21 protein-coding genes are annotated in these 19,913 nt (G+C 74.6%); 10 read left to right on the top strand and 11 right to left on the bottom strand.

The genetic code is table 11. The features are described from left to right. Entirely contained in the window at positions 1–927 is a 927-nt protein-coding gene (locus tag ACIQFU_RS26545; protein WP_402554680.1) for a DUF3027 domain-containing protein, read from the bottom strand. A gap of 344 nt (positions 928–1,271) precedes the next feature. Between ACIQFU_RS26545 and ACIQFU_RS26540 the strand changes: the two genes are divergently transcribed. From ACIQFU_RS26540 to ACIQFU_RS26525, 4 genes are read left to right on the top strand one after another with little or no spacing between them, the layout of a single operon-like run. Next, complete coding sequence (locus ACIQFU_RS26540; protein ID WP_402554679.1) at positions 1,272–2,663, top strand: MFS transporter; 1,392 nt, start codon at positions 1,272–1,274, stop codon at positions 2,661–2,663. Between the two features lie 58 nt (positions 2,664–2,721). Next, the gene (locus ACIQFU_RS26535) at positions 2,722–3,231 is read left to right on the top strand and encodes a DUF2771 domain-containing protein (RefSeq protein ID WP_402554678.1); all 510 of its coding nucleotides are present in this window, start codon (positions 2,722–2,724) and stop codon (positions 3,229–3,231) included. Between the two features lie 15 nt (positions 3,232–3,246). Further along, complete coding sequence (locus ACIQFU_RS26530; RefSeq protein WP_402554677.1) at positions 3,247–3,954, top strand: futalosine hydrolase; 708 nt, start codon at positions 3,247–3,249, stop codon at positions 3,952–3,954. After that, positions 3,944–4,792: a 1,4-dihydroxy-6-naphthoate synthase gene (locus ACIQFU_RS26525; protein ID WP_402554676.1), complete on the top strand. Its 849-nt coding sequence runs from the start codon at positions 3,944–3,946 to the stop codon at positions 4,790–4,792. Before ACIQFU_RS26530 ends, ACIQFU_RS26525 begins: the two co-directional genes overlap by 11 nt. A 19-nt stretch (positions 4,793–4,811) precedes the next feature. Here ACIQFU_RS26525 and ACIQFU_RS26520 read toward each other — a convergent pair whose 3' ends face one another. Then, positions 4,812–5,195 (bottom strand): cold-shock protein, encoded by a 384-nt coding sequence (locus ACIQFU_RS26520; RefSeq protein ID WP_003974650.1) that lies wholly within the window; start codon positions 5,193–5,195, stop codon positions 4,812–4,814. Positions 5,196–5,358: 163 nt separating this feature from the next. Between ACIQFU_RS26520 and ACIQFU_RS26515 the strand changes: the two genes are divergently transcribed. Beyond that, entirely contained in the window at positions 5,359–5,637 is a 279-nt protein-coding gene (locus ACIQFU_RS26515) for a hypothetical protein (RefSeq protein ID WP_402554675.1), read from the top strand. Here the strand turns inward: ACIQFU_RS26515 and ACIQFU_RS26510 are convergent. Next, positions 5,586–6,248, bottom strand: coding sequence for an HAD family hydrolase (locus ACIQFU_RS26510; protein ID WP_402554674.1), 663 nt, complete (start codon positions 6,246–6,248; stop codon positions 5,586–5,588). The two genes, ACIQFU_RS26515 and ACIQFU_RS26510, sit on opposite strands and share 52 nt — an antisense overlap. A gap of 97 nt (positions 6,249–6,345) precedes the next feature. Next, positions 6,346–7,353 carry a hypothetical protein gene (locus tag ACIQFU_RS26505; RefSeq protein ID WP_402554673.1) on the bottom strand — a complete coding sequence of 336 codons (1,008 nt, stop codon included), beginning with the start codon at positions 7,351–7,353 and terminating at the stop codon, positions 6,346–6,348. A 139-nt stretch (positions 7,354–7,492) separates the two neighbouring features. Here ACIQFU_RS26505 and ACIQFU_RS26500 point away from each other — a divergent pair, with 139 nt between their 5' ends. Both ACIQFU_RS26500 and ACIQFU_RS26495 read left to right on the top strand, forming a co-directional pair. Then, complete coding sequence (locus ACIQFU_RS26500; protein WP_402554672.1) at positions 7,493–10,081, top strand: helicase-associated domain-containing protein; 2,589 nt, start codon at positions 7,493–7,495, stop codon at positions 10,079–10,081. 297 nt (positions 10,082–10,378) lie between these two features. After that, positions 10,379–12,025 (top strand): DNA repair helicase XPB, encoded by a 1,647-nt coding sequence (locus tag ACIQFU_RS26495; RefSeq protein WP_402554671.1) that lies wholly within the window; start codon positions 10,379–10,381, stop codon positions 12,023–12,025. A gap of 16 nt (positions 12,026–12,041) precedes the next feature. Here ACIQFU_RS26495 and ACIQFU_RS26490 read toward each other — a convergent pair whose 3' ends face one another. After that, a complete protein-coding gene (locus tag ACIQFU_RS26490; RefSeq protein ID WP_402554670.1) occupies positions 12,042–12,419 on the bottom strand; it encodes a hypothetical protein in 378 nt (125 codons plus the stop codon). A gap of 99 nt (positions 12,420–12,518) precedes the next feature. Then, positions 12,519–12,704, bottom strand: coding sequence for a hypothetical protein (locus ACIQFU_RS26485; protein ID WP_179235596.1), 186 nt, complete (start codon positions 12,702–12,704; stop codon positions 12,519–12,521). Positions 12,705–12,995: 291 nt separating this feature from the next. Between ACIQFU_RS26485 and ACIQFU_RS26480 the strand changes: the two genes are divergently transcribed. Then, entirely contained in the window at positions 12,996–15,071 is a 2,076-nt protein-coding gene (locus ACIQFU_RS26480) for a HelD family protein (RefSeq protein ID WP_402554669.1), read from the top strand. A gap of 115 nt (positions 15,072–15,186) precedes the next feature. Here ACIQFU_RS26480 and ACIQFU_RS26475 read toward each other — a convergent pair whose 3' ends face one another. From ACIQFU_RS26475 to ACIQFU_RS26465, 3 genes are all read right to left on the bottom strand, one after another. Further along, positions 15,187–15,876, bottom strand: a complete 690-nt coding sequence (locus ACIQFU_RS26475; RefSeq protein WP_402554668.1) for a copper homeostasis protein CutC — start codon at positions 15,874–15,876, stop codon at positions 15,187–15,189. 84 nt (positions 15,877–15,960) lie between these two features. Beyond that, positions 15,961–16,662: a maleylpyruvate isomerase family mycothiol-dependent enzyme gene (locus ACIQFU_RS26470; protein WP_402554667.1), complete on the bottom strand. Its 702-nt coding sequence runs from the start codon at positions 16,660–16,662 to the stop codon at positions 15,961–15,963. A 10-nt stretch (positions 16,663–16,672) separates the two neighbouring features. Next, the gene (locus tag ACIQFU_RS26465) at positions 16,673–17,323 is read right to left on the bottom strand and encodes a TetR/AcrR family transcriptional regulator (protein ID WP_402554666.1); all 651 of its coding nucleotides are present in this window, start codon (positions 17,321–17,323) and stop codon (positions 16,673–16,675) included. Between the two features lie 94 nt (positions 17,324–17,417). Here ACIQFU_RS26465 and ACIQFU_RS26460 point away from each other — a divergent pair, with 94 nt between their 5' ends. Both ACIQFU_RS26460 and ACIQFU_RS26455 read left to right on the top strand, forming a co-directional pair. Then, positions 17,418–18,107, top strand: a complete 690-nt coding sequence (locus tag ACIQFU_RS26460) for a hypothetical protein (RefSeq protein ID WP_402554665.1) — start codon at positions 17,418–17,420, stop codon at positions 18,105–18,107. 10 nt (positions 18,108–18,117) lie between these two features. Further along, entirely contained in the window at positions 18,118–19,185 is a 1,068-nt protein-coding gene (locus tag ACIQFU_RS26455) for a GNAT family N-acetyltransferase (RefSeq protein WP_402554664.1), read from the top strand. Here the strand turns inward: ACIQFU_RS26455 and ACIQFU_RS26450 are convergent. After that, a complete protein-coding gene (locus ACIQFU_RS26450; RefSeq protein ID WP_402554663.1) occupies positions 19,167–19,481 on the bottom strand; it encodes a DUF4031 domain-containing protein in 315 nt (104 codons plus the stop codon). The genes ACIQFU_RS26455 and ACIQFU_RS26450 overlap by 19 nt on opposite strands. A gap of 10 nt (positions 19,482–19,491) precedes the next feature. Further along, the gene (locus tag ACIQFU_RS26445) at positions 19,492–19,872 is read right to left on the bottom strand and encodes a hypothetical protein (RefSeq protein ID WP_402554662.1); all 381 of its coding nucleotides are present in this window, start codon (positions 19,870–19,872) and stop codon (positions 19,492–19,494) included. Positions 19,873–19,913: the final 41 nt, after the last annotated feature.

Below are 19,913 nucleotides of genomic sequence, written 5' to 3'. Positions count from 1 at the left end.
CTACGAATGCCCCAGCTCCGCCGACGCCTGGTCCTCCGCCACCGGAACCGACCCGGAGTCCGACGCCGGCCGCAGCGGAAACGGATCCACCCGCGTCTCGTCGATCACCGGCGGAGCCACCCGCGGCGGCTTCGGCATGACCGCCGCCTCGGAGTGCCCGCCGCACCCGTAGGCCAGCGACACCACGTGGCCGTCGGCCGGGGAGAACTCGTTGGCGCACACCCCGAAGGCCTGTCCGAGCGAGCCTCCGATGCGGGCGAGGAAGCCGCAGCTGACGCAGGAGGCGGGCGCCGCCTGGGCCATCGCGGTCTTCGGGCCGTAGCCCTCCTCCCAGCGGTCCGCGGCCACGTGCAGCCCGTACCGGGACAGCACCCGGGTACGGCGCAGGCCCAGCTCCTCGGCGACCGCCGAGATCGTGCCGCGCGCCGGGACGGTGGACAGCTCGGCGGGCGGCCCGGCGGTCACCTCCGCGTCCTCGGCCTCGACCAGGTCGGCCATCTCGTGGGAGACGGCCGAGTTCGGCGGCGGCTCGTCCTCGCCGGTCCAGCCGGGCTCCAGGCGCAGGTCCTCCGCGTCGGTGGGCAGCAGATCGCCCGGCCCCATGTCGCCGGGGCGCAGCCGCTCGCTCCACGGCACCCACTCGGGGGCCAGCAGCGCGTCGGGGCCGGGCAGCAGCACCGCCTCGTCCACCGTGACGATCTTCGCGCGGGAGGCACGGGCCACCGTCACGGCCCAGCGCCAGCCCCGATAGCCCATCTCCTTGGAGGCGAAGAAGTGCGTGACGACCCGGTCGCCCTCCGAGACCATGCCCTCGTGCTCGCCGACGACGCCGGGTGCGGCGGCCTCCTCGGCTGCGGCGCGGGCGAGGTCGACGGCCTCGGCGCACAGACGGTCAGGGGTGCGGCTTCGCGTTGTCGCTGCGCTCACAGGTATCGCTTCTCTCCATACGCCGTCTCACGAGTGCGCCGCTGCCTGCGAGGGGCGGACGGAGCGGACCTGTGGACCGCGTCGACGTCCGCGCCCGATCGCGCTCGGGCGCACCTACGTCATCCATTCTGCGGGATGGCCGTAAGGCGCGCGGCCGAGAACGTTCGCCACGGCGCGCTACGCACGCTACCTGTTCATGTGCGCTGGGCCTACACCGACGGGAGTTTCGGCGGGGTACGGTCCGGCGTTCCCGGGTGGTGCCGTGGCCGGTGTCACCCGACCCGATCACCGCCATACGTGCCGTATCGACGCTACAGCCGCCGTTCACGGGGCACTATGACGGGGTGGCAGCCGCACGGACGGAGTTCAAGCGCGGGAGCCGTGGGCGCGGCCCCGGCTCCCGGTTCCGTGCGGTCGGCCGGGTGCTGCGCCTGCCGGTGACCGGGGCCGCGCGCGGCATCCGCCGGGCGACGCACGCGCACGGCGCCGGCGAGTCGGGCCTCGGCAAGCTGATCGAGCTGCACGGGGTGAACGGCGCCGGCGACGTGATGATCACCGTCGCGCTCGCCTCCACCGTCTTCTTCTCCGTGCCCACCGACGAGGCGCGCGGGCGGGTCGCGCTGTACCTCGCCATCACCATGGCGCCGTTCACGCTCCTCGCACCGGTGATCGGCCCGCTCCTGGACCGGCTGCCGCACGGCCGCCGCGCGGCGATGGCGACCGCGATGGGCGCCCGCGCGGTGCTCGCGCTGGTGCTGTCCGGCGCGGTCGTCACCGGCGGCATCGAGCTGTACCCGGCCGCGCTGGGCGTCCTGGTCGCCTCCAAGGCGTACGGCGTGGTCAGAAGCGCCGTGGTGCCGCGGCTGCTGCCGCCCAAGGTCTCCCTGGTCAAGGCGAACTCGCGGGTCACGCTCTGCGGACTGCTGGCCACCGGTGTCGCGGCGCCGATCGGCGCGGGGCTCCAGCAGGTGGGGCCCCGCTGGCCGCTGTACGGCGCCTTCGTGATCTTCGTGGCGGGCACCGTGCTGTCCTTCACGCTGCCGCGCAAGGTGGACTCGGCGCGCGGCGAGGACCGGGCCCTGCTCGCCGCCGACGAGGGACACCTGCCGGGGCCGCTGCGCAAGCGGGGCAGGCGTCCCGGGCTGCGCACGGTGGGCCCGGCGGTGACCCACGCGCTCGCCGCCAACGCGGCCATCCGCTGCCTGACCGGCTTCCTGATCTTCTTCCTGGCGTTCCTGCTGCGGGTGCACCCGATGACCGGCCAGAGCGCGGCCGTCTCGCTCGGGACAGTGGGCGTCGCGGCCGGCGCGGGCAACGCGCTGGGCACGGCGGTCGGCGCCTGGCTGCGCTCCCGGGCACCGGAGATCATCATCGTGACGGTCGTCGTGATCGTGCTCGGCACGGCGGTGGTGGCCGCGGTGTTCTTCAGCGCCTTCCTGGTGGCGTGCCTGGCGGCGGTGGCCGGGTTCGCGCAGGCCCTGGCCAAGCTGTCGCTGGACGCGCTGATCCAGCGGGACGTGCCGGAGCCGGTGCGCACATCGGCGTTCGCGCGCTCGGAGACGCTGCTCCAGGTCTCCTGGGTGCTCGGCGGCGCCGTCGGCATCGTCCTGCCGCTCAACGGCACGCTGGGCCTTTCGGTGGCCGCCGCGATCATCGCCGCCGGGTGGCTGACGACCGTACGGGGACTGCTCGACTCGGCGCGGCACGGAGGCAGGACTCGGCCGAGAGTGGCGTGACCACGCCACGCCGTACCCAGGTGGGGGGCGGGACGGGAGCGCCGTATAGCCTTCCGCCATGACCACGTTGCCCCGCGGCACCGCCGCTCTCGGACACCGCGTTGTGCGACGCCGCCGCGCCGTCGCCGCCGCAGGCGCCGTGTCCGCCGGACTTCTCCTGCTGTCCGCCTGTGACGACCCGACCCCGATCTCGACGATCACGGTCGGCAGTGACTCGGTCAGCTCCGAGGCCACCTGCGGCGGAGAGGGCAAGACTCTTTCGCCCGACGAGATCACCAAGTGCCTGAAGGACAAGGACGCGAAGTCCATCACCGTCGACCAGGACGAGACCGTCCGGTTCGGCGTCGACCCGGACATCGCCGACAAGCACTGGACGATCCTGATGAACGGTCAGCAGCTGGTCGAGGACAGCGACAAGACCTACCGCACCGTGCCCGGCAGCGTGTTCTTCAACGCCCAGTACGGCGCCCAGGGCGACTCGACGAACGTCGCCGTCGCGGCCCGGGACGGCAAGGACGAGAGCCAGAACATCACCGGTGTGTGGGTCTTCGAACTGAAGAAGGACTGACCGCCCACGTCCTCCGTGCACCTCCTCGTGGCCACCGCGGTCCCCGCCGAACGGGACGCGGTGGCCCGGGCGTTCCCGGCGCCGGGAACCGAGGTGTCCCGTCCCGGGATCGCCCTGCACCGGCTGCCCGACGGCTGGGACCTGCTGGCCGCCGGCGTCGGTCCGGCCCGCGCCGCCGCCTCCGCGGCCGCCGCCCTGACCGCCGCGGCCCTCGACGCCGCACCCTACGACCTGGTCGTCTCGGCCGGCATCGGCGGCGGCTTCGCCCCGCACGCGCCCGTCGGCTCGCTCGTCGTCGCCGACACGATCACCGCGGCCGACCTGGGCGCCGAGACCGCCGACGGCTTCCTGCCGGTCACCGACCTCGGCTTCGGCACCGTCACCCACCACCCGCCCGCCGGCCTCGTCGCCGCCGTCGCCGGCGCGACCGGCGCCCGCCCCGGCACCGTCCTGACCGGGTCCACCGTCACCGGCACCGCGGAACGCGCCGCGCTGCTGCGCGAACGCCACCCGGGCGTGCTGGCCGAGGCGATGGAGGGCTTCGGCGTCGCCGAGGCCGCCGCCGCGCACGGCGTACCGGTGCTGGAACTGCGCGCGGTCTCCAACCCGGTCGGCCCGCGCGACCGCGCCGCCTGGCGCATCGGCGAGGCCCTCGCGGCACTGACGGACGCCTTCGGGAAGCTCGCCCCCGTCCTCACGAGTTGGAACCCACATGAGCGCTGACACTTTGCGGATCGCGTACTCCCCCTGCCCGAACGACACCTTCGTCTTCGACGCCCTGGCCCACGGCCGCGTCCCGGACGCCCCCGCCCTCGACGTGACGTTCGCGGACATCGACGTCACCAACGGCATGGCCGAGCGCGGCGAGTACGACGTACTGAAGGTGTCCTACGCCGTGCTGCCCTACGTCCTGGACGACTGGGCCCTGCTGCCCTGCGGCGGCGCGCTGGGCCGGGGCTGCGGCCCGCTGGTGCTGACCCGGGACGCCGACGCCGACCTGCGGGGCCGCACGGTCGCGGTGCCCAGCGAGACCTCCACCGCCTATCTGCTCTTTCGCCTGTGGGCGGCGGACACGGTGCCCGGGGGGGTCGGCGAGATCGTGGTCATGCCCTTCCACGAGATCATGCCGGCCGTGCGGGACGGCAAGGTCGACGCGGGCCTGGTGATCCACGAGGCGCGCTTCACGTACCAGAACTACGGGCTGCACAAGCTCGCCGACATGGGCGAGCACTGGGAGCACACCACCGGGCTGCCGATCCCGCTCGGCGCGATCGTCGCGAAGCGCTCGCTGGGCGCCGAGACGCTGACGCGCCTCGCCGACGCCGTCCGCGCCTCCGTCCGCGCGGCCTGGGACGACCCGGAGGCGTCCCGGCCGTACGTCATGGAGCACGCGCAGGAGATGGACCCGGCCGTCGCCGACCAGCACATCGGGCTGTACGTCAACGAGTTCACCGCCGACCTCGGCGAGGACGGCTACGCGGCGATCCGCGGCCTGCTGACCCGCGCGGCGGCCGAGGGACTCGTACCCGCCCTCGGCCCGGACGCGCTGGCGTTCCCCTAGGACGACCGGGGCGGAAGGATCAGACGTCGAGCTGGTCCGCGACCGCGCGGAGCAGCCCGGCGATCTTCTTGCCGGCCGTCTTCTCGGGGTAGCGGCCGCGCTCCAGCATCGGCGTGATGTTCTCCAGGAGGGTCGTCAGGTCCTGCACGATGGAGGCCAGCTCGTCCGGCTTCTTGCGCTGCGCGGCCGCGACCGAGGGGGCCGGGTCGAGCAGGGCGAGCGACAGCGCCTGGTCGCCACGCTGTCCGGCGACGACACCGAACTCGACGCGCTGCCCGGGCTTCAGGCTCTCGACTCCGGCGGGGAGGACCGAGGAATGGACGAAGACGTCACCGCCGTCGTCACGGGAGAGAAAGCCGAAGCCCTTCTCACTGTTGAACCACTTGACCTTGCCGGTAGGCACGTCTGTCCTCGTCCTCGTGCTCGTCGGGAAAACTGCTCGGAAACGGCTCTTGATAGCACTCGGGCGGGTCGTCCTGACCCGCCGGTACCCAGGCTAATGGTGATCGGGCGGGTGACAAGACGTCCCCCGGCTGTTCTCCAGACCTGGGAACTACCCTGGTCGGGTGCGTGAACAAACCCAAACGAATTCCGCCGCGCCCGGTGACCGGCTGATCCGCGCCGGTGCGATCGTCTTCTTCGCCGGCGCCGTGGCCACTCTGGTCACGGTGGCCCCGATGCTGCTGGGCACGACGCCCTTCCCCACCTACATGTTCGGGCTGAGCATGCTGATGGGGGTGGGCTTCCTGGTCGCCGGTGCCGGGGTGCTCCGGTCGGTCGCCGCCGGGCGGCGTCAGGCGCGGGCCGCGTCGAGTCCCCCAGCGTCGCCCTCGCCGTCCCGGTAGGCCGCGAGCCACCGCGGGAAGTCCGTGAGACCGGCGAGGACCACGTCCGCGCCGGCCGCGCGCAGCTCCGCCGCGTCGCACGGCCCGCTGGCCACGGCCACCGAGCGGGCGCCCGCGGCGCGGGCTCCGCGTACGTCGCCGACGTGGTCGCCGACGTAGACGTCCGCGTCGTGCTCGCGCAGCGCGACGGCCTTCTGCTCGGCCCACAGGCCGCCGACGACGGCGTCGGGCTCGATGCCGAGGTGCGCCAGGTGCAGCTTCGCGTTCGGCTCGTACTTGGCGGTGACGACGACCGCCCGCCCGCCGGCCTCGCGCACGGCGGCGACGGCCTCGCGGGCGCCGGGCAGCGCGAGCGTGGGCTCGATCGCGTACACCGGGTACATCTCCCGGTACAGGTCGGCGACGGCCTCGATCTCCCCGGCGGGGAACCAGTGGGCCAGCTCCTCGGCCAGTGGCGGCCCCAGCCGGGTGACGGCCAGGTCGGCGTCGACGTACGTCCCCGTGCGCGCGCTCAGCTCCAGGTAGCAGGCGCGGATGCCGGGCCGTGAGTCGATCAGCGTCATGTCGAGATCGAAACCGACGGTGGGCGCGGGGCGGGTCGAGGTGGACATGGCTCCCATTGTGCCGGGCCCTCGGCGGAGCGGGTCGTGCACGGGGCCGGTCGGGCGGACCCCGGTCAGGCACAGGGCCGGACAGGTGCAGGCACGGTCAGGTGCGGGGGCGGCGGGCTCGCCACAGGAGGTAGAGGGCCGTGGCCACGGCGGCGGTGCGCAGGACCCAGGGCCAGGTGTCGGCGACGGCCTCGTTCAGGTGGCCCTCGGTGACGGGGTCGCCCCAGCGGCCCTCGGTACGGCCCCACAGCCAGACGGCACCGGCCGCGGCGACCGTGCCGGGCAGGCCCAGGACCGCCCACTTCGACTGGGCCGGGGTCAGCCGGCGGGAGAGGTAGGCGATCAGCCAGCCAAGGCCGAGCGGGACGAGGCTGCCGAGCACGGCGCCGGCGATCAGCAGGGCCGCGGCGATCAGCAGCAGGGGGTTGTTCCAGCCGCCCTCGGGCCACAGGCGGGGCAGGCGGCGGTTCCCGGTCCCCGGCGCCGTCCCGGCTGCCGGGTCGTCGGCCTCCACCAGCGCCGCGGCCCCGGGGGGCTTCGCGGCGGGCGCGTCCTCCCTCCCCGCCCCGTCCTCCGCGAGCGGCGGCTTCCTGAGCAGTTCCGGGATCTCGACGCCGCCGACGAACCCGGGGACGCTGTCGCCGAGGCCCGTACCGGCGAAGGGGCCGTCGTCGACCCGCCACCAGTCCGGATGCCCGTCGCCGGCGGCGCCCGCTTCCCGTGCACCCGCCAGGTGGGGAGGAGCGGGAGCGGGAGGCCCGGCCGGGGGCTCGGCGGCGGGGCGCCGCCGGTCTTTGCGCCGCCCGGTGTCGCGGGGCTCGGGGTCCCGCTGCTCGGGCACCGCCGTCGGGGCCGGCGCCCGGGCCGGTACGCCGCCCGTGCCGCCCGCCGCGGTGACGACGTCGTCGGGGTCGCCGAGCCGGTCCAGGATGCGGCGGACGGCGGCGGGGCTGTCCACGGTGGTCTTCGCACGGTGCCGGTCGATCTCGTTGCGCAGCTCCGACACCAGCCGCATGCGGGTGGCCGACGGCAGCTGCCGCTGCTGGGCCACGTCGCCGACACGGCTCAGATACTCGAAGACGACCTGGTCGCTCTCGATCCCCACGTTCCCCTCCGGGGCGGTGCGTTGCGGTATCCGTCGTACCCCGTCGGACGAAGGTACCGAATCTTCCCCGTCCGGCCGACGGCACCGCGCCCGCGCACACACACCTCCGCCGTCGCACCCACCCGCTAACGTGAGCGGGATGAGCACCGAGGAGAAGTCCGCGGCCCCCCGGTCCCTCGCGGAGGCGCTCCGCGTGCGGGACGACGTCTCGCTGGCCGCCCTCCTGCGCAGCCGTCCCGACCTCATCACTCCCGTGCCGACCGACCTGACCCAGCTCGCCACCCGCGCCGGTACCCGCGCCTCGGTCGTACGGGCGCTGGAGCGGCTGGACCGGTTCGCGCTGCAGACGGCGGAGGCGCTGGCCGTGGCGCCGGACCCGGCGTCGTACGGCGAGCTGCTGGCCCTGATGGGCGGCGACGAGCAGGACCCGGCCGTCGCGGCGGCGCTGCCCAGGGCCGCGGCCCTGCTGCGCGAACAGGCGCTGGTGTGGGGCGCCGACGACCGGCTGCGGCTGGTGCGCACCGCCCGTGAGCTGCTGGCGCCCTCCGCGCAGCACCCGTCCCCGACGGGGCTGGGCCCGACGGTGCGGGAGGCGACGGCGGGGATGTCGCCGGGCCGGATCCAGGAGATCCTCGGCGCCGTCGGTCTGCCCTCGACCCACGACTCGGTCTCCGCTGTGTCCGCGCTCGGCGCCCTGTTCTCCGACCGGCGGCGGATGGCCGCGCTCCTCGCCGAGCTGTCCGAGGAGTCGCGGGAGGTGCTGGCCCGGCTGGTGTGGGGGCCGCCGTACGGCCAGGTCACCCACGATCCCGCGGCGCACCTGCGCGCCCTGCTCGACCGGGGCCTGCTGCTGCCGACGGCGCCCGGCACGGTCGTGCTGCCCCGCGAGGTCGCCCTGCACCTGCGCGCGGGCCGGGCGCACCGGGCGCCGGAGCCGGTGCCGCCGCCGGTGGAGACCGCCGCGTCGCACCGTCCACAGGTTGTGGACGCCACCGCGGCCGGGCAGGCCCTCGCGGCGCTGGCGACGGTCGACGAGCTGCTGAAGGAGTGGGACGAGGGCGGCCCGGCGGTGCTGCGGGCGGGCGGTCTGAGCGTGCGCGACCTGAAGCGGACCGCGGTCGCCCTGGACGTGCCCGAGCCGGTCGCCGCGTTCTGGGTCGAACTGGCCTACGGGGCCGGGCTGATCGCCTCGGACGGCGAGGCCGACGAGCGGTACGCGGCGACCCCGGCGTACGACGAGTGGCGCGAGCTGCCGCCGGCCGAGCGCTGGGCGCGGCTGGTGGGGGCGTGGCTGACGGCCACCCGGACGCCGGGTGTGGTCGGCGGGCGGGACGCGAAGGACCGCACGCTGTCGGCGCTGGGGCCGAACCTGGACCGTTCGGCGGCGCCGGAGGTGCGGCACCGGGTGCTTGCCCTGCTGGCGGGGCTGCCGGAGGGGGCGTCGCCCGTCGAGGAGTCGGTGCTGGCCCGGCTGCGCTGGGAGCGCCCCCTGCGGGGTCCGCAGGGCGGACGGACGCGGGAGACGGGACAGGCCCGCGACGACGACCTGCGCAGCCGGATCGCCCGGTGGACGCTGTCCGAGGCCGAGCTGCTGGGCGTCACCGGGCGCGGTGCGCTGGCGGCGCCGGGGCGGGCCCTGATCGGCGCCCCCGAAGCACCCCGTCCGGCGGCGGAGGCGGAACCCGAGGGTCCGGGCGACAAACTCCCCGTCCACCACCACCGCACGCCCCCGGTGGCCGCTCCCCCGACCGCCGCCGAACGGGCCGCCGCCACCGCGACCGCCGCCCGGCTGCTGGCACCGCTCTTCCCGGAGCCGCTGGACCACGTGCTGCTCCAGGCCGACCTGACGGCGGTGGCGCCGGGGCCGCTGGAGCGCGGGCTGGCCGACGTGCTGGGGGTGCTCGCGGACGTGGAGTCCAAGGGCGGGGCGACCGTCTACCGGTTCACGCCGGGGTCGGTGCGCCGCGCCCTGGACGCCGGGCAGAGCGCCGCCGACCTGCACGCGTTCCTCGCCCGGCACTCCCGTACGCCGGTGCCGCAGCCCCTGACGTACCTGATCGACGACGTGGCCCGGCGGCACGGGCGGCTGCGGGTGGGCGCCGCCTCGGCGTACGTGCGCTGCGACGACGACGCGACGCTGGACGAGATCCTCGCCGACAGGCGGGCCGCCGGCCTGGGCCTGCGCCGTCTGGCGCCCACCGTGCTGGCCGCGCAGGCCGACCCGGCGGCGCTGCTGGAGGGACTGCGCGCGATCGGGTTCGCGCCGGCCGCCGAGTCCGCCGCGGGTGATGTGCTGATCGCCCGCGCGGACTCCCACCGCACCCCGCCGCGGGCGGCGCCGGAGCCGGTCCCGGACGGTCCGCCGGCTCCCGACGACACACTGCTTGCGGCGGCGGTCCGGGCCGTGCGCGCCGGTGACCTGGCCTCGACGGCTCCGCGCAGACCGGGCCCCGGGGACGGCGGCGGCGAGGGCGGTGCGCCGGGCGGCGAACTGCCCCGTACGGGCGCCGCCGAGACGCTGGCCACGATGCAGGCGGCCGTCCTGACCGGCGAGGCGCTGTGGATCGGCTACGTGAACGCCGAGGGCGCCGCCAGCCAGCGCGTGATCGCGCCGATCCGGGTCGAGGGCGGCTTCGTCACGGCGTACGACCACACGGCGGACGAGGTGCGCACCTATCCGCTGCACCGGGTCACGGGTGTGGCGGAGCTGGCGGACGAGGCGGGCTGAACCGGCCGAGGACGCGTCACGCCGGGTGGTTCGCAGGCGGTGGGACAGCCACCGGGTGCCCCGCGTACCGACCGGAGGGGAGAACCCGACGCGTACCGCCGTTCGCCGTGCCGCCACCGTCCGGACGTCCACCGCGACGGCACCGTCCGGCGCTCTCGCCCCGGGGGCCACCGCGCTGGAGGGCCGCTCGTCGACGGCATCGGCGTCGGTTTCCGGCGGGCCCCGCCCCGCGATCAGGCACACTGGACGTTTGGCCGAGCCGCCGTCCGGCCGTACGCACGCGAAAGGGTGCCGCCCGTGAGTGGTCCGCTGATCGTCCAGTCCGACAAAACCCTGCTCCTCGAAGTCGACCACGAGCAGGCCGGCGCGTGCCGTCGGGCCATCGCGCCCTTCGCCGAACTGGAGCGGGCCCCGGAGCACATCCACACCTACCGGGTGACCCCGCTGGGCCTGTGGAACGCGCGGGCGGCGGGCCACGACGCCGAGCAGGTCGTGGACGCGCTCGTCGAGTACAGCCGCTACCCCGTGCCGCACGCGCTGCTGGTCGACATCGCCGAGACGATGGACCGCTACGGCCGCCTCACCCTCTCCAAGCACCCGGCGCACGGACTGGTCCTGACGACCACCGACCGGCCGGTGCTGGAGGAGGTGCTGAAGTCGAAGCGGATCGCGCCGCTGGTCGGTACCCGCATCGACCCCGACACGGTGGCGGTGCACCCCTCCGAGCGGGGGCAGATCAAGCAGACGCTGCTGAAGCTCGGCTGGCCGGCCGAGGACCTCGCCGGGTACGTCGACGGCGAGGCGCACCCGATCGAGCTGGCCGAGGACGGCTGGACGCTGCGCCCGTACCAGAAGCAGGCGGTGGAGAACTTCTGGCACGGCGGCAGCGGGGTCGTCGTACTCCCCTGCGGCGCGGGCAAGACACTGGTCGGCGCGGGCGCCATGGCGCAGGCCAGGTCGACGACGCTGATCCTGGTCACCAACACCGTCTCCGCCCGGCAGTGGAAGCACGAGCTGGTCAGGCGCACGTCGCTGACCGAGGACGAGATCGGCGAGTACAGCGGCACCCGCAAGGAGATCCGGCCGGTCACCATCGCCACGTACCAGGTGCTGACGACCCGGCGGAAGGGCGTCTACCCGCACCTGGAGCTGTTCGACTCCCGGGACTGGGGCCTGATCGTCTACGACGAGGTGCACCTGCTGCCCGCGCCGGTCTTCAAGTTCACCGCCGACCTCCAGGCGCGGCGGCGGCTCGGTCTGACCGCGACGCTGGTCCGGGAGGACGGCCGCGAGTCGGACGTGTTCTCGCTGATCGGGCCGAAGCGTTTCGACGCGCCGTGGAAGGAGATCGAGGCGCAGGGCTACATCGCGCCCGCCGACTGCGTCGAGGTCCGGGTCAATCTCACCGACTCCGAGCGGCTCGCGTACGCCACCGCCGAGACGGAGGAGAAGTACCGCTTCTGCGCGACGACCGACACCAAGCGCAAGGTGACGGAGGCGATCGTGCGGCGCTTCGCCGGGCAGCAGATCCTCGTCATCGGCCAGTACATCGACCAGCTCGACGAGTTGGGCGAGCACCTGGGCGCGCCGGTCATCAAGGGCGAGACGTCCAACGCCCAGCGGGAGAAGCTCTTCGAGTCCTTCCGGCAGGGCGAGATCAGTGTGCTGGTGGTGTCGAAGGTCGCGAACTTCTCGATCGACCTGCCGGAGGCGACGGTCGCGATCCAGGTGTCGGGCACCTTCGGCTCGCGGCAGGAGGAGGCCCAGCGCCTGGGCCGGGTGCTGCGTCCGAAGGCCGACGGCCACCAGGCGCACTTCTACTCGGTCGTCGCCCGCGACACCCTGGACCAGGACTTCGCCGCCCACCGCCAGCGCTTCCTGGCGGAACAGGGCTACGCCTACCGGATCATGGACGCGGACGAGGTCCTGGCGGAGGGAAGCTGAGCCGGGCGGACACCGGTCATCCCCCGGGGAGCGTGAACACCAGCAGCAGCACGCACAGCGGCGGCAGCACCGAGACGGCCGCCAGCAGGGCGCGCAGCACTGACCAGCGCCGGATCCTCGGGAGCAGCCAGGCGGTGCACCAGCTGACGAAGGCGACGAACCCGCCGGGGATCAGGAAGACCATGATCAGGGCGAGCGAGGTCGTCAGCGTCTTGGAGCAGTGGTCGGGCCCGCAAGCGTCGGTGGCCATCGGCGACAGCATGCCGAAGATGAGTGCCGGCGGTGCGAGGAGCACCAGGGCCGCCGTGGCGGCCGTCGGCGCCACCCAGGCGCGCCGGTCCCGGTCGGTCGGGGCGGGCCGGGGCCGCTTCGTGGCAGGGGGCTGCGGGGTCATGCGGCCAGTCAAGCCGCGCGGCCGGTGCTCGCACACCGGTGCGGGTACTCAACCGGTGCCGGCCGGCTACTCAGACCGGGCGCCGGGCGGGCGCGAGGGTCACCGGCGCCGGACGCCGGCCTCCTCGCCGTACTCGCCGAGGACGACCACGTCGAAGGCGGCGCCCGCGAACACCCTGACGGCGCGCAGGGTGTCACCGAGCCGGTGCCGGTGACTGCCGGCCACGGGCGTGGCGCCGGACGCGCGGCCCGGTGCCGGGGCGGGGGAGATGGTTGCTGCGCTCATGTCTCCATGGTGCGACCGCCGCCCCCCGCCCGGCATCGGTCTGCGGACCCAATCCGCGCCCGGCTCCGCTACGACCGTGGAGGGAGCGCATCCCCCAGAGCGGATGACGTGATCCCCTAGGGGTCGGGCTCGGGCCGGAGAAAAACGGTTGGCCCGCGCCGCCCGCGTTCCCCTAGAATCTCCGCTCTTGCCCGCCTCCCCACGGAGTGCTGCCGTCCGGACGGAAACCGGTCGGTCCACCGCGCGCGCGTGCCGCGCCCACCACACCGCAGGTCATCCGGAGGCACCCCCTTGTCCACGCCCGTCCACGACGACCCCCTCTCCAGGGAACGCTCCCACCTCGCCGCGTCCCGTTCCGCGCTGCGCGCCATGCGCGAGGACGTCGAGTCCCTGGACATCACCGACGTGACCGCGAACTGGGTCAACGCCGCCGTTCTGGAGAGCCAGATCGAGCAGCGCATCAAGGCGCTCGCGGACCTCAGCGAGACCCCACTGTTCTTCGGCCGGCTCGACTACCTGCACGCTCCGGGGGCCGAACAGGCCGAGGGCGGCGAGGGGGAGCGCCCGCGGCCGGAGGCCGCTTATCAGACGCTGCACGTCGGGCGGCGGCACGTGCACGACGCGGACGGCGACCCGATGGTGATCGACTGGCGGGCGCCGGTCTCCCAGCCGTTCTACCGGGCGTCGAAGAAGGACCCGCAGGACGTCTCGCTGCGCCGCCGCTTCGGCTACACCGGCGGCGAGCTGACCGCGTACGAGGACGAGCACCTGCTGGACCCGGCCGAGGCGGCGGCCACCAGCAAGCTGCTCCAGCAGGAGATCGAGCGGCCCCGCGTGGGACCGATGCGGGACATCGTGGCGACGATCCAGCCCGAGCAGGACGAGATCGTGCGCGCCGGGCTGGCCGGCTCGGTCTGCGTGCAGGGTGGTCCGGGCACCGGCAAGACCGCCGTCGGCCTGCACCGGGTCGCCTACCTGCTGTACGCGCACCGCGAGCGCCTGGCCCGCACCGGCACGCTGGTCATCGGCCCGAACCGGTCCTTCCTGCACTACATCGAGCAGGTCCTTCCGGCGCTCGGCGAGCTGACGGTCCGCCAGGCCACCGTCGACGACCTGGTCGCCCACGTCGAGGTGCGCGGCGCGGACGAGGCGGCGACGGCGGTGATCAAGGGCGACGCGCGGATGGCGCGGGTGCTGCGCAGGGCGCTGTACTCGCACGTCGCCCCGCCCGCCGAGGGCGTGGTGGTGGTGCGCGGCTCGCGCCGCTGGCGGGTTCCGGTGTACGAGCTGGAGGAGATCGTCCGCGAGCTGCTGGCCCGTGACATCCGCTACGGGGCTGCCCGCGAGGCGCTGCCGCAGCGGATCGCGCACGCCGTGCTGGTGCAGATGGAGCGGGCGGGCGAGGCTCCGGACGACCGGGTGCAGAACGCGGTGGCGCGCAACGCGGCCGTGAAGGCGCTGGTGAAGTCGGTCTGGCCGCAGGTCGAACCGGCCAGGCTGGTGCTGCGTCTCCTCGCCGACGCGGACTTCCTCGCCGAGCACGCCGAGGGGATCCTCACCGAGGACGAGCAGAAGGCGGTGCTGTGGGCGAAGCCGGCCCGCTCCGTGAAGTCGGCCAGGTGGTCGCCGGCCGACGCCGTGCTGATCGACGAGGCGACCGACCTGATCGAGCGGACCCATTCGCTGGGGCACGTGGTCCTGGACGAGGCGCAGGACCTGTCCCCGATGCAGTACCGCGCGGTGGGCCGGCGCTGCACCACCGGCTCGGCGACCGTCCTCGGCGACCTGGCGCAGGGCACCACGCCGTGGGCGACCCGGAGCTGGGCTCAGGCGCTGGGGCACCTGGGCAAGGGCGAGGCGGTGGTCGAGGAGCTGACGGCCGGTTTCCGCGTGCCGACGGACGTCATCGCGTACGCCTCCCGGCTGCTGCCGCACATCGCGCCGGGCCTGACGCCGGTGGCGTCGATCCGTGAGAACCCGGGCTTCTTCGACGTCCGTACGGCCGCCGGCGCGGGCACGGCGGACGTGGTGGCGGCGTGCCGCGAGCTGCTGGAGCGGGAGGGCTCGATCGGGCTGATCGCCGCCGACGCGAGGGTGCCGGAGCTGGCGGCGGCCCTGGCGGCGGCCGGGATCGGTCACATCGGGCCCGGCGAGGAGACCACGCACGCGACCCGGCTGACCCTGGTCCCGGCCTCGCTGGCCAAGGGCCTGGAGTACGACTACGTGGTCCTGGACGAGCCGCGGGCCGTGGTCGACGGCGAGCCGGACGAGCGGACCGGGCTGCGGCGGCTGTACGTGGCGCTGACGCGTGCGGTGTCGGGGCTCGTCGTGGTCCATGCGGCGGGGCTGCCGCCGCAGCTGGGGTGAACTGCGGGCAGTTGTGCGCTGAGGTACGGGGTGACGCCGACCGGCGCCGGGCGGGTGCCGCTGCGCCCACCCGTGCCGCCCCAGCGGCACGACTGCCCGCAGCTGCCAGGGGCTGCTATTCCCCCAGTACCCGCCGCCACTGGGAGACCGCGTCCGGCGACACCGGCCCGCCCCACCCGGCGGGCCGTGCCGCGCCGCCGATGTGGAAGCCGTCGATCCCCGCGTCCAGCAGTCCCGGTACGTGTTCGAGGCGCAGGCCGCCCCCCACCAGCAGCTGCTGCTCGTACCCCGGCTCCCCGTGCCGCCGCGCCTCCGCGAGCAGCACGTTCAGGCCCTGGTCCACGCCACCGGCCGCGCCGGCCGTCAGGTACGTGTCGAGGCCCGGGAAGTCCGCGAGCTGCTTGCGCAGCGCGTCCCGGTTCGCGGCCCGGTCGATCGCGCGGTGGAACGTCCACCGGCACCCGTCCAGCACCTCGGCGATGCGCTCCACCGCCTTGAGGTCCACGTCGCCCTCCGCGTCCAGGAATCCCAGCACGAACTGCGTGGCCCCGGCCTCCCGCAGCTCACCGGCGACGCGTGTCAGCCGCTCGACGTCACCGGCGGCGAACCCGTCGGCGAGCCGCAGCATCACCCGTACGTCGATGTCGACGGCGGCGCGGATCGCGGCGACGGTCGAGGCCGACGGGGTGAGTCCGTCGGCCGCCATGTCGGTGACCAGTTCGAGGCGATCCGCGCCTCCGGCCTGGGCGGCGACCGCGTCCTCGGCGTCGAGGGCGATCACCTCCAGGACTGCACGCTTGCTCATGGGACCCCATTCGTCGGCCTGCTACAGGTCTAGTCCAATCCAAGACTACGCCCCGACGGCAGGCCCGGGTGCCCGCGCCGCCGCTCAGTCGCCGAAGATGTTCAGCTCCGCCGCCTCCACCCCGGCCAGCTCGTACCCCGACGCCCCGTTCGCGCCGTCCGTCCCGTCCAGGGGGCGGCCCGCGTAGAGCCGGACGAGGGTGGCGCCGTCGCCGATGTAGCGGCCCGGCGGGCGCTCGCCGCTCGCCCCGCCCAGCTTCAGGGGCTCGTCGAGGTCGTCGAGGTCGGCGTGGAGCGGCACGTGACCGCGCGCACGGGTGACGGAGCCCAGCAGTGCGAGCGCCTCCGGCAGCCCGCGCCCGGCGTACGCCCCCGGCTCGCCGAAGGTCACCCGTACGTCACCGGCGTGCACCCACTCGCCCAGTGCCACGGCGTCCAGCCTGCCGTCCGACCGGGCGATCACCGGCCCGGCCTCGGTCATGCCGCGTTCCAGTTCGTCGACGACGCGGGCGTGGGTCCAGTCGGCGCGTTCGGCGATGTCGCGGTCGTTGCACTCGGGCGAGAAGACGCCCTTCTCGAAGCGCTGCTCCACCACCCGGATCAGCGCACTGGAGCAGTGCGCCAGCACGTCGCGCACGGTCCAGCCGGGACACGCGGCCACCGGCAGCGCGAAGTCCGCGTCCGGGCGGGAGCGCAGCAGGGGCACCAGTTCGTCGCGTTCGAGGGTCAGCAGCCGGCCGGGGAGTTCGGGGTCGCGTACGTCGTGCAGGTCTGCGGGAGTCGTCATGGACTCCACGTTAGGGGCCGAGCAGGTCCTTCAGTTCGGCGTCGAAGAGAAGAGCGGGGTCGAAGCCCATGCCGGTGAACTGGCCGGCGAGTTCCAGGGACAGGACGCCGTGCAGCCGGGACCAGAAGGACAGCGCGCGGTGGAGCGCCGGGGAGGGTGCCGGGTGGTCGCCCGCCCACTGCCGGTGCTCCTCGATGTGCGCGTCGAACGTCCCGGGGGTGCCGTCCGGCGACGGCAGCGCGGCACAGGCGTCGACGATGACGGTCATGGTCTCGGCGGCGATCTCGGTGATGTCGTCCGGCGCACGGTAGCCGGGGACGGGGGTGCCGTGGATGAGGAAGTAGCGCTGCGGGTCGTCCAGGGCCCAGGCGCGCAGGGCGTGCGCGAGACCGGCCAGGCCGGCGCCGGCCCCGGCGGCCGCCCGGAAGGCGTCGGCCTGGCTGCGGTAGGCGTCCCGGATGAGTTCCGTGATCAGCTCGTCGCGGCCGTCGAAGTACCGGTAGAGCGCGGGCCCGCTCATGCCCATCCGCTTGGCGATCGCGTTGAGGGAGAGCGCGGAGGCGCCCGCGGTGGCGATCTGCTCCCACGCGTGTTCCTTGATCTCCGCGCGCACCTGGGTGCGGTACCGCTCGCGCGGGGTGCTCGTGCGCGCCTCGGGCATGGTCCGTCCGCCACCTCTCGCCCGGCTCGCCCGGCCGGTAAGTCCACCAGTCGGTTAGAAGCTATCACGATCATTATCTGGAAGAATGCGCCGCATGTCCGCCCCCGCCGATCCCGCCGATCCCGCCGCCCTCGACGCCCTGCGCTCCCGCTTCGCCCGCGCCGTGGCGGGCGCCACCGCCCCCGGCGCCGCGCCCGATCCCGCGCCGTACGCCGACAACCTGCTCGCCCGCTGGCAGGAGCCCCGGCGGCGCTACCACACCCTGGCGCACCTGACCGCGGTCCTGGACCACGTCGACGTACTGGCGGAGCACGCCGACGACGTGGACGTCGTACGCCTCGCCGCCTGGTTCCACGACGCCGTCTACCTGCCCGACCGGTCCGAGAACGAGGAGCGCTCGGCCCGGCTCGCCGAACGCGCGCTGCCCGAGGCCGGGGTCCCGGCGGACAAGACCGCCGAGGTGGCCCGGCTGGTCCGGCTCACCGTCGGCCACGACCCGGCCGACGACGACCGCGACGGGCAGGTGCTGTGCGACGCGGACCTGGCGGTCCTCGCCTCGCCGCCGTCGGCGTACGCGGCGTACACGGCGGCCGTCCGCGAGGAGTACCGCTTCGTCCCGGACGAGGCCTTCCGCGAGGGCCGGGCCGCGATCCTGCGGCAACTCCTCGGTCTGCCCGCCCTGTTCCACACCCCGCACGGACGGCGCGAGTGGGAGGCGACCGCCCGCCACAACCTCACCGGGGAGCTGGAAATGCTGTCGCTCCCGGACGCCCCGGGCCTCTAGCCTGCCCCGCATGCGAACACTGGGCGGGGAACGGGTGGAGGAGGCCGTCACGGGCGCCGTCGCGCTGCTGCGGACGGCGACGGACCGGGACTGGAAGGGGACGCGCGCCGGACGGCTCGCATGGGACTGCCTGTACACGGCGGAGCACATCGCGAGCGACCTCATCGCCTACGCCGGTCAGCTGGCCGGACGCGCCACCGAGGCGTACGTCCCCTTCGAGCTCACCCTGGAAGAGGGCACCGGCAACGAGGGCGTGCTCCAGGTGATCGAGACGACCGGCGCGCTGCTCGCCGCCGCCGTCCGCACCACCCCGCGCGAGGTGAGGGCCTTCCACCCGTACCCCTTCCGCAGCGCGAACCGCGAGGGCTTCGCCGCGATGGGGATCGCCGAGGTGCTGCTGCACACCCACGACATCGCCGAGGGCCTGGGGCTGGCCCACGAACCGCCCGCCGAACTGTGCACGGACGTGCTGACCCGGATCTTCCCGCGCGTCCGGCCCGGCGCCGACCCCTGGCGCACCCTGCTGTGGGCCACCGGACGCGGCGACCTGTCCGGACGCCCGCCGGTCACCGAGTGGCGCTGGCACAACAACATGGTGATCCCGGCCGAGCGGCTCACCCTCCAGGGCGTCACGCCGGCCGCCGCCGCCGACCTCGCCGAGGGCGGCGACGGCGGCTTCGCATGGGTCGGCAGCGGGCCCTTCCAGGGCACCAGGGACGCCGCCGGGATGCTGCTGAAGGCGTACGAGGCGGGGACGCACCGGCCGGAGTGGGGCGTCTTCGTGCTCGTGCGGAAGGAGGACGGGCGCGCGGTCGGCGCCATGGGCTTCCACGGGCCGCCGGACGAGGACGGCCGGGCCGAGATCGGCTACGACCTCGCCGAGGACGGCCGCGGCCGGGGCTACGCCACCGAGGCGCTGCGCGCGCTGTCGGCGTGGCCGTCCGCGCGGCAGCACGGCACCACGCTCCTCGCGAAGATCGACCGGGCCAACGTCCGCTCGCAGGCCGTCGTCACCCGCGCCGGTTACCGCCTGGTCGCCGAGGACGAGAAGCTGCTCGCCTACGAGCTGCGCGACTGAGCACCGGAGCCGGGACCTCGGCCCGGGCCCGGACCGGAGGAACCCTTGCGGCGGCGCAGTCCCGCCCCGTGCAGCAGCCGCACCACCTCGCGGCTGCTGACCTCCAGCGCGCCGGCGGACACCGCGTCGGCGTACCGGTGGGCGGGCAGGTCGTAGTGGTCGCGTTCGAAGGCGCGGCGCGGCACGCCCAGGGCGTCGGCGAAGGCGTGCAGTTCGGCGTAGGAGACGTCGCTGACCAGGTGGGACCAGAGGCGGCCGTGGCCCGGCCAGGTCGGCGGGTCGATGTACAGGGTCACCGGGGGTTCCTCACGAGGGGTCGCCGCCGGTGGCCGCGCCCAGCGAGCCGACCGCCGCGACCTTCACGCCGGCCTTGCCGCACACCCAGTGCGGGTCGGGGCCCAGCTCGGGCTCGACGTCCAGCGCGTGCGGGTCGCCGGAGCCGCACACCGGGCACAGCGGCCAGCGGCCGTACCGCTCCAGCAGGGCGTCCTGCACGTCCTGTGCGACCAGTCCGGCCACGAACTCCGCCCCCTCGGGCCACTGCTCGACCCACCAGCGCCGCTGCACGACGGACTCCTCGACCAGCGAGACGACGTCCGGTTCGGCGACCTCGCCCGCCACCAGGTCGGCGAGCACGAGGGCGCGTGCGGCGTGCAGCGCCTGCTCCAGGGGGCTGATGGGGTTCATGCACCCATTGTGCGCACTCTTGACCCGCGGACCGAAACGAA

This window comes from Streptomyces sp. NPDC093065 (assembly GCF_044754585.1).
Taxonomy (GTDB): Bacteria; Actinomycetota; Actinomycetes; order Streptomycetales; family Streptomycetaceae; genus Streptomyces.
Note: the sequence above shows the minus strand (reverse complement) of the source record. Positions and strands in the feature narration are given on the sequence as shown.

Coding starts and splice junctions, on each gene's coding strand:
- ACIQFU_RS26525 (WP_402554676.1), top strand. CDS start 3,944: ATGAGCGCTGACACTTTGCGGATCGCGTACTCCCCCTGCCCGAACGAC.
- ACIQFU_RS26460 (WP_402554665.1), top strand. CDS start 17,418: ATGTCCGCCCCCGCCGATCCCGCCGATCCCGCCGCCCTCGACGCCCTG.
- ACIQFU_RS26490 (WP_402554670.1), bottom strand. CDS start 12,419: ATGACCCCGCAGCCCCCTGCCACGAAGCGGCCCCGGCCCGCCCCGACC.
- ACIQFU_RS26500 (WP_402554672.1), top strand. CDS start 7,493: ATGAGCACCGAGGAGAAGTCCGCGGCCCCCCGGTCCCTCGCGGAGGCG.
- ACIQFU_RS26475 (WP_402554668.1), bottom strand. CDS start 15,876: ATGAGCAAGCGTGCAGTCCTGGAGGTGATCGCCCTCGACGCCGAGGAC.
- ACIQFU_RS26455 (WP_402554664.1), top strand. CDS start 18,118: ATGCGAACACTGGGCGGGGAACGGGTGGAGGAGGCCGTCACGGGCGCC.
- ACIQFU_RS26510 (WP_402554674.1), bottom strand. CDS start 6,248: ATGTCCACCTCGACCCGCCCCGCGCCCACCGTCGGTTTCGATCTCGAC.
- ACIQFU_RS26535 (WP_402554678.1), top strand. CDS start 2,722: ATGACCACGTTGCCCCGCGGCACCGCCGCTCTCGGACACCGCGTTGTG.
- ACIQFU_RS26465 (WP_402554666.1), bottom strand. CDS start 17,323: ATGCCCGAGGCGCGCACGAGCACCCCGCGCGAGCGGTACCGCACCCAG.
- ACIQFU_RS26485 (WP_179235596.1), bottom strand. CDS start 12,704: ATGAGCGCAGCAACCATCTCCCCCGCCCCGGCACCGGGCCGCGCGTCC.
- ACIQFU_RS26445 (WP_402554662.1), bottom strand. CDS start 19,872: ATGAACCCCATCAGCCCCCTGGAGCAGGCGCTGCACGCCGCACGCGCC.
- ACIQFU_RS26470 (WP_402554667.1), bottom strand. CDS start 16,662: ATGACGACTCCCGCAGACCTGCACGACGTACGCGACCCCGAACTCCCC.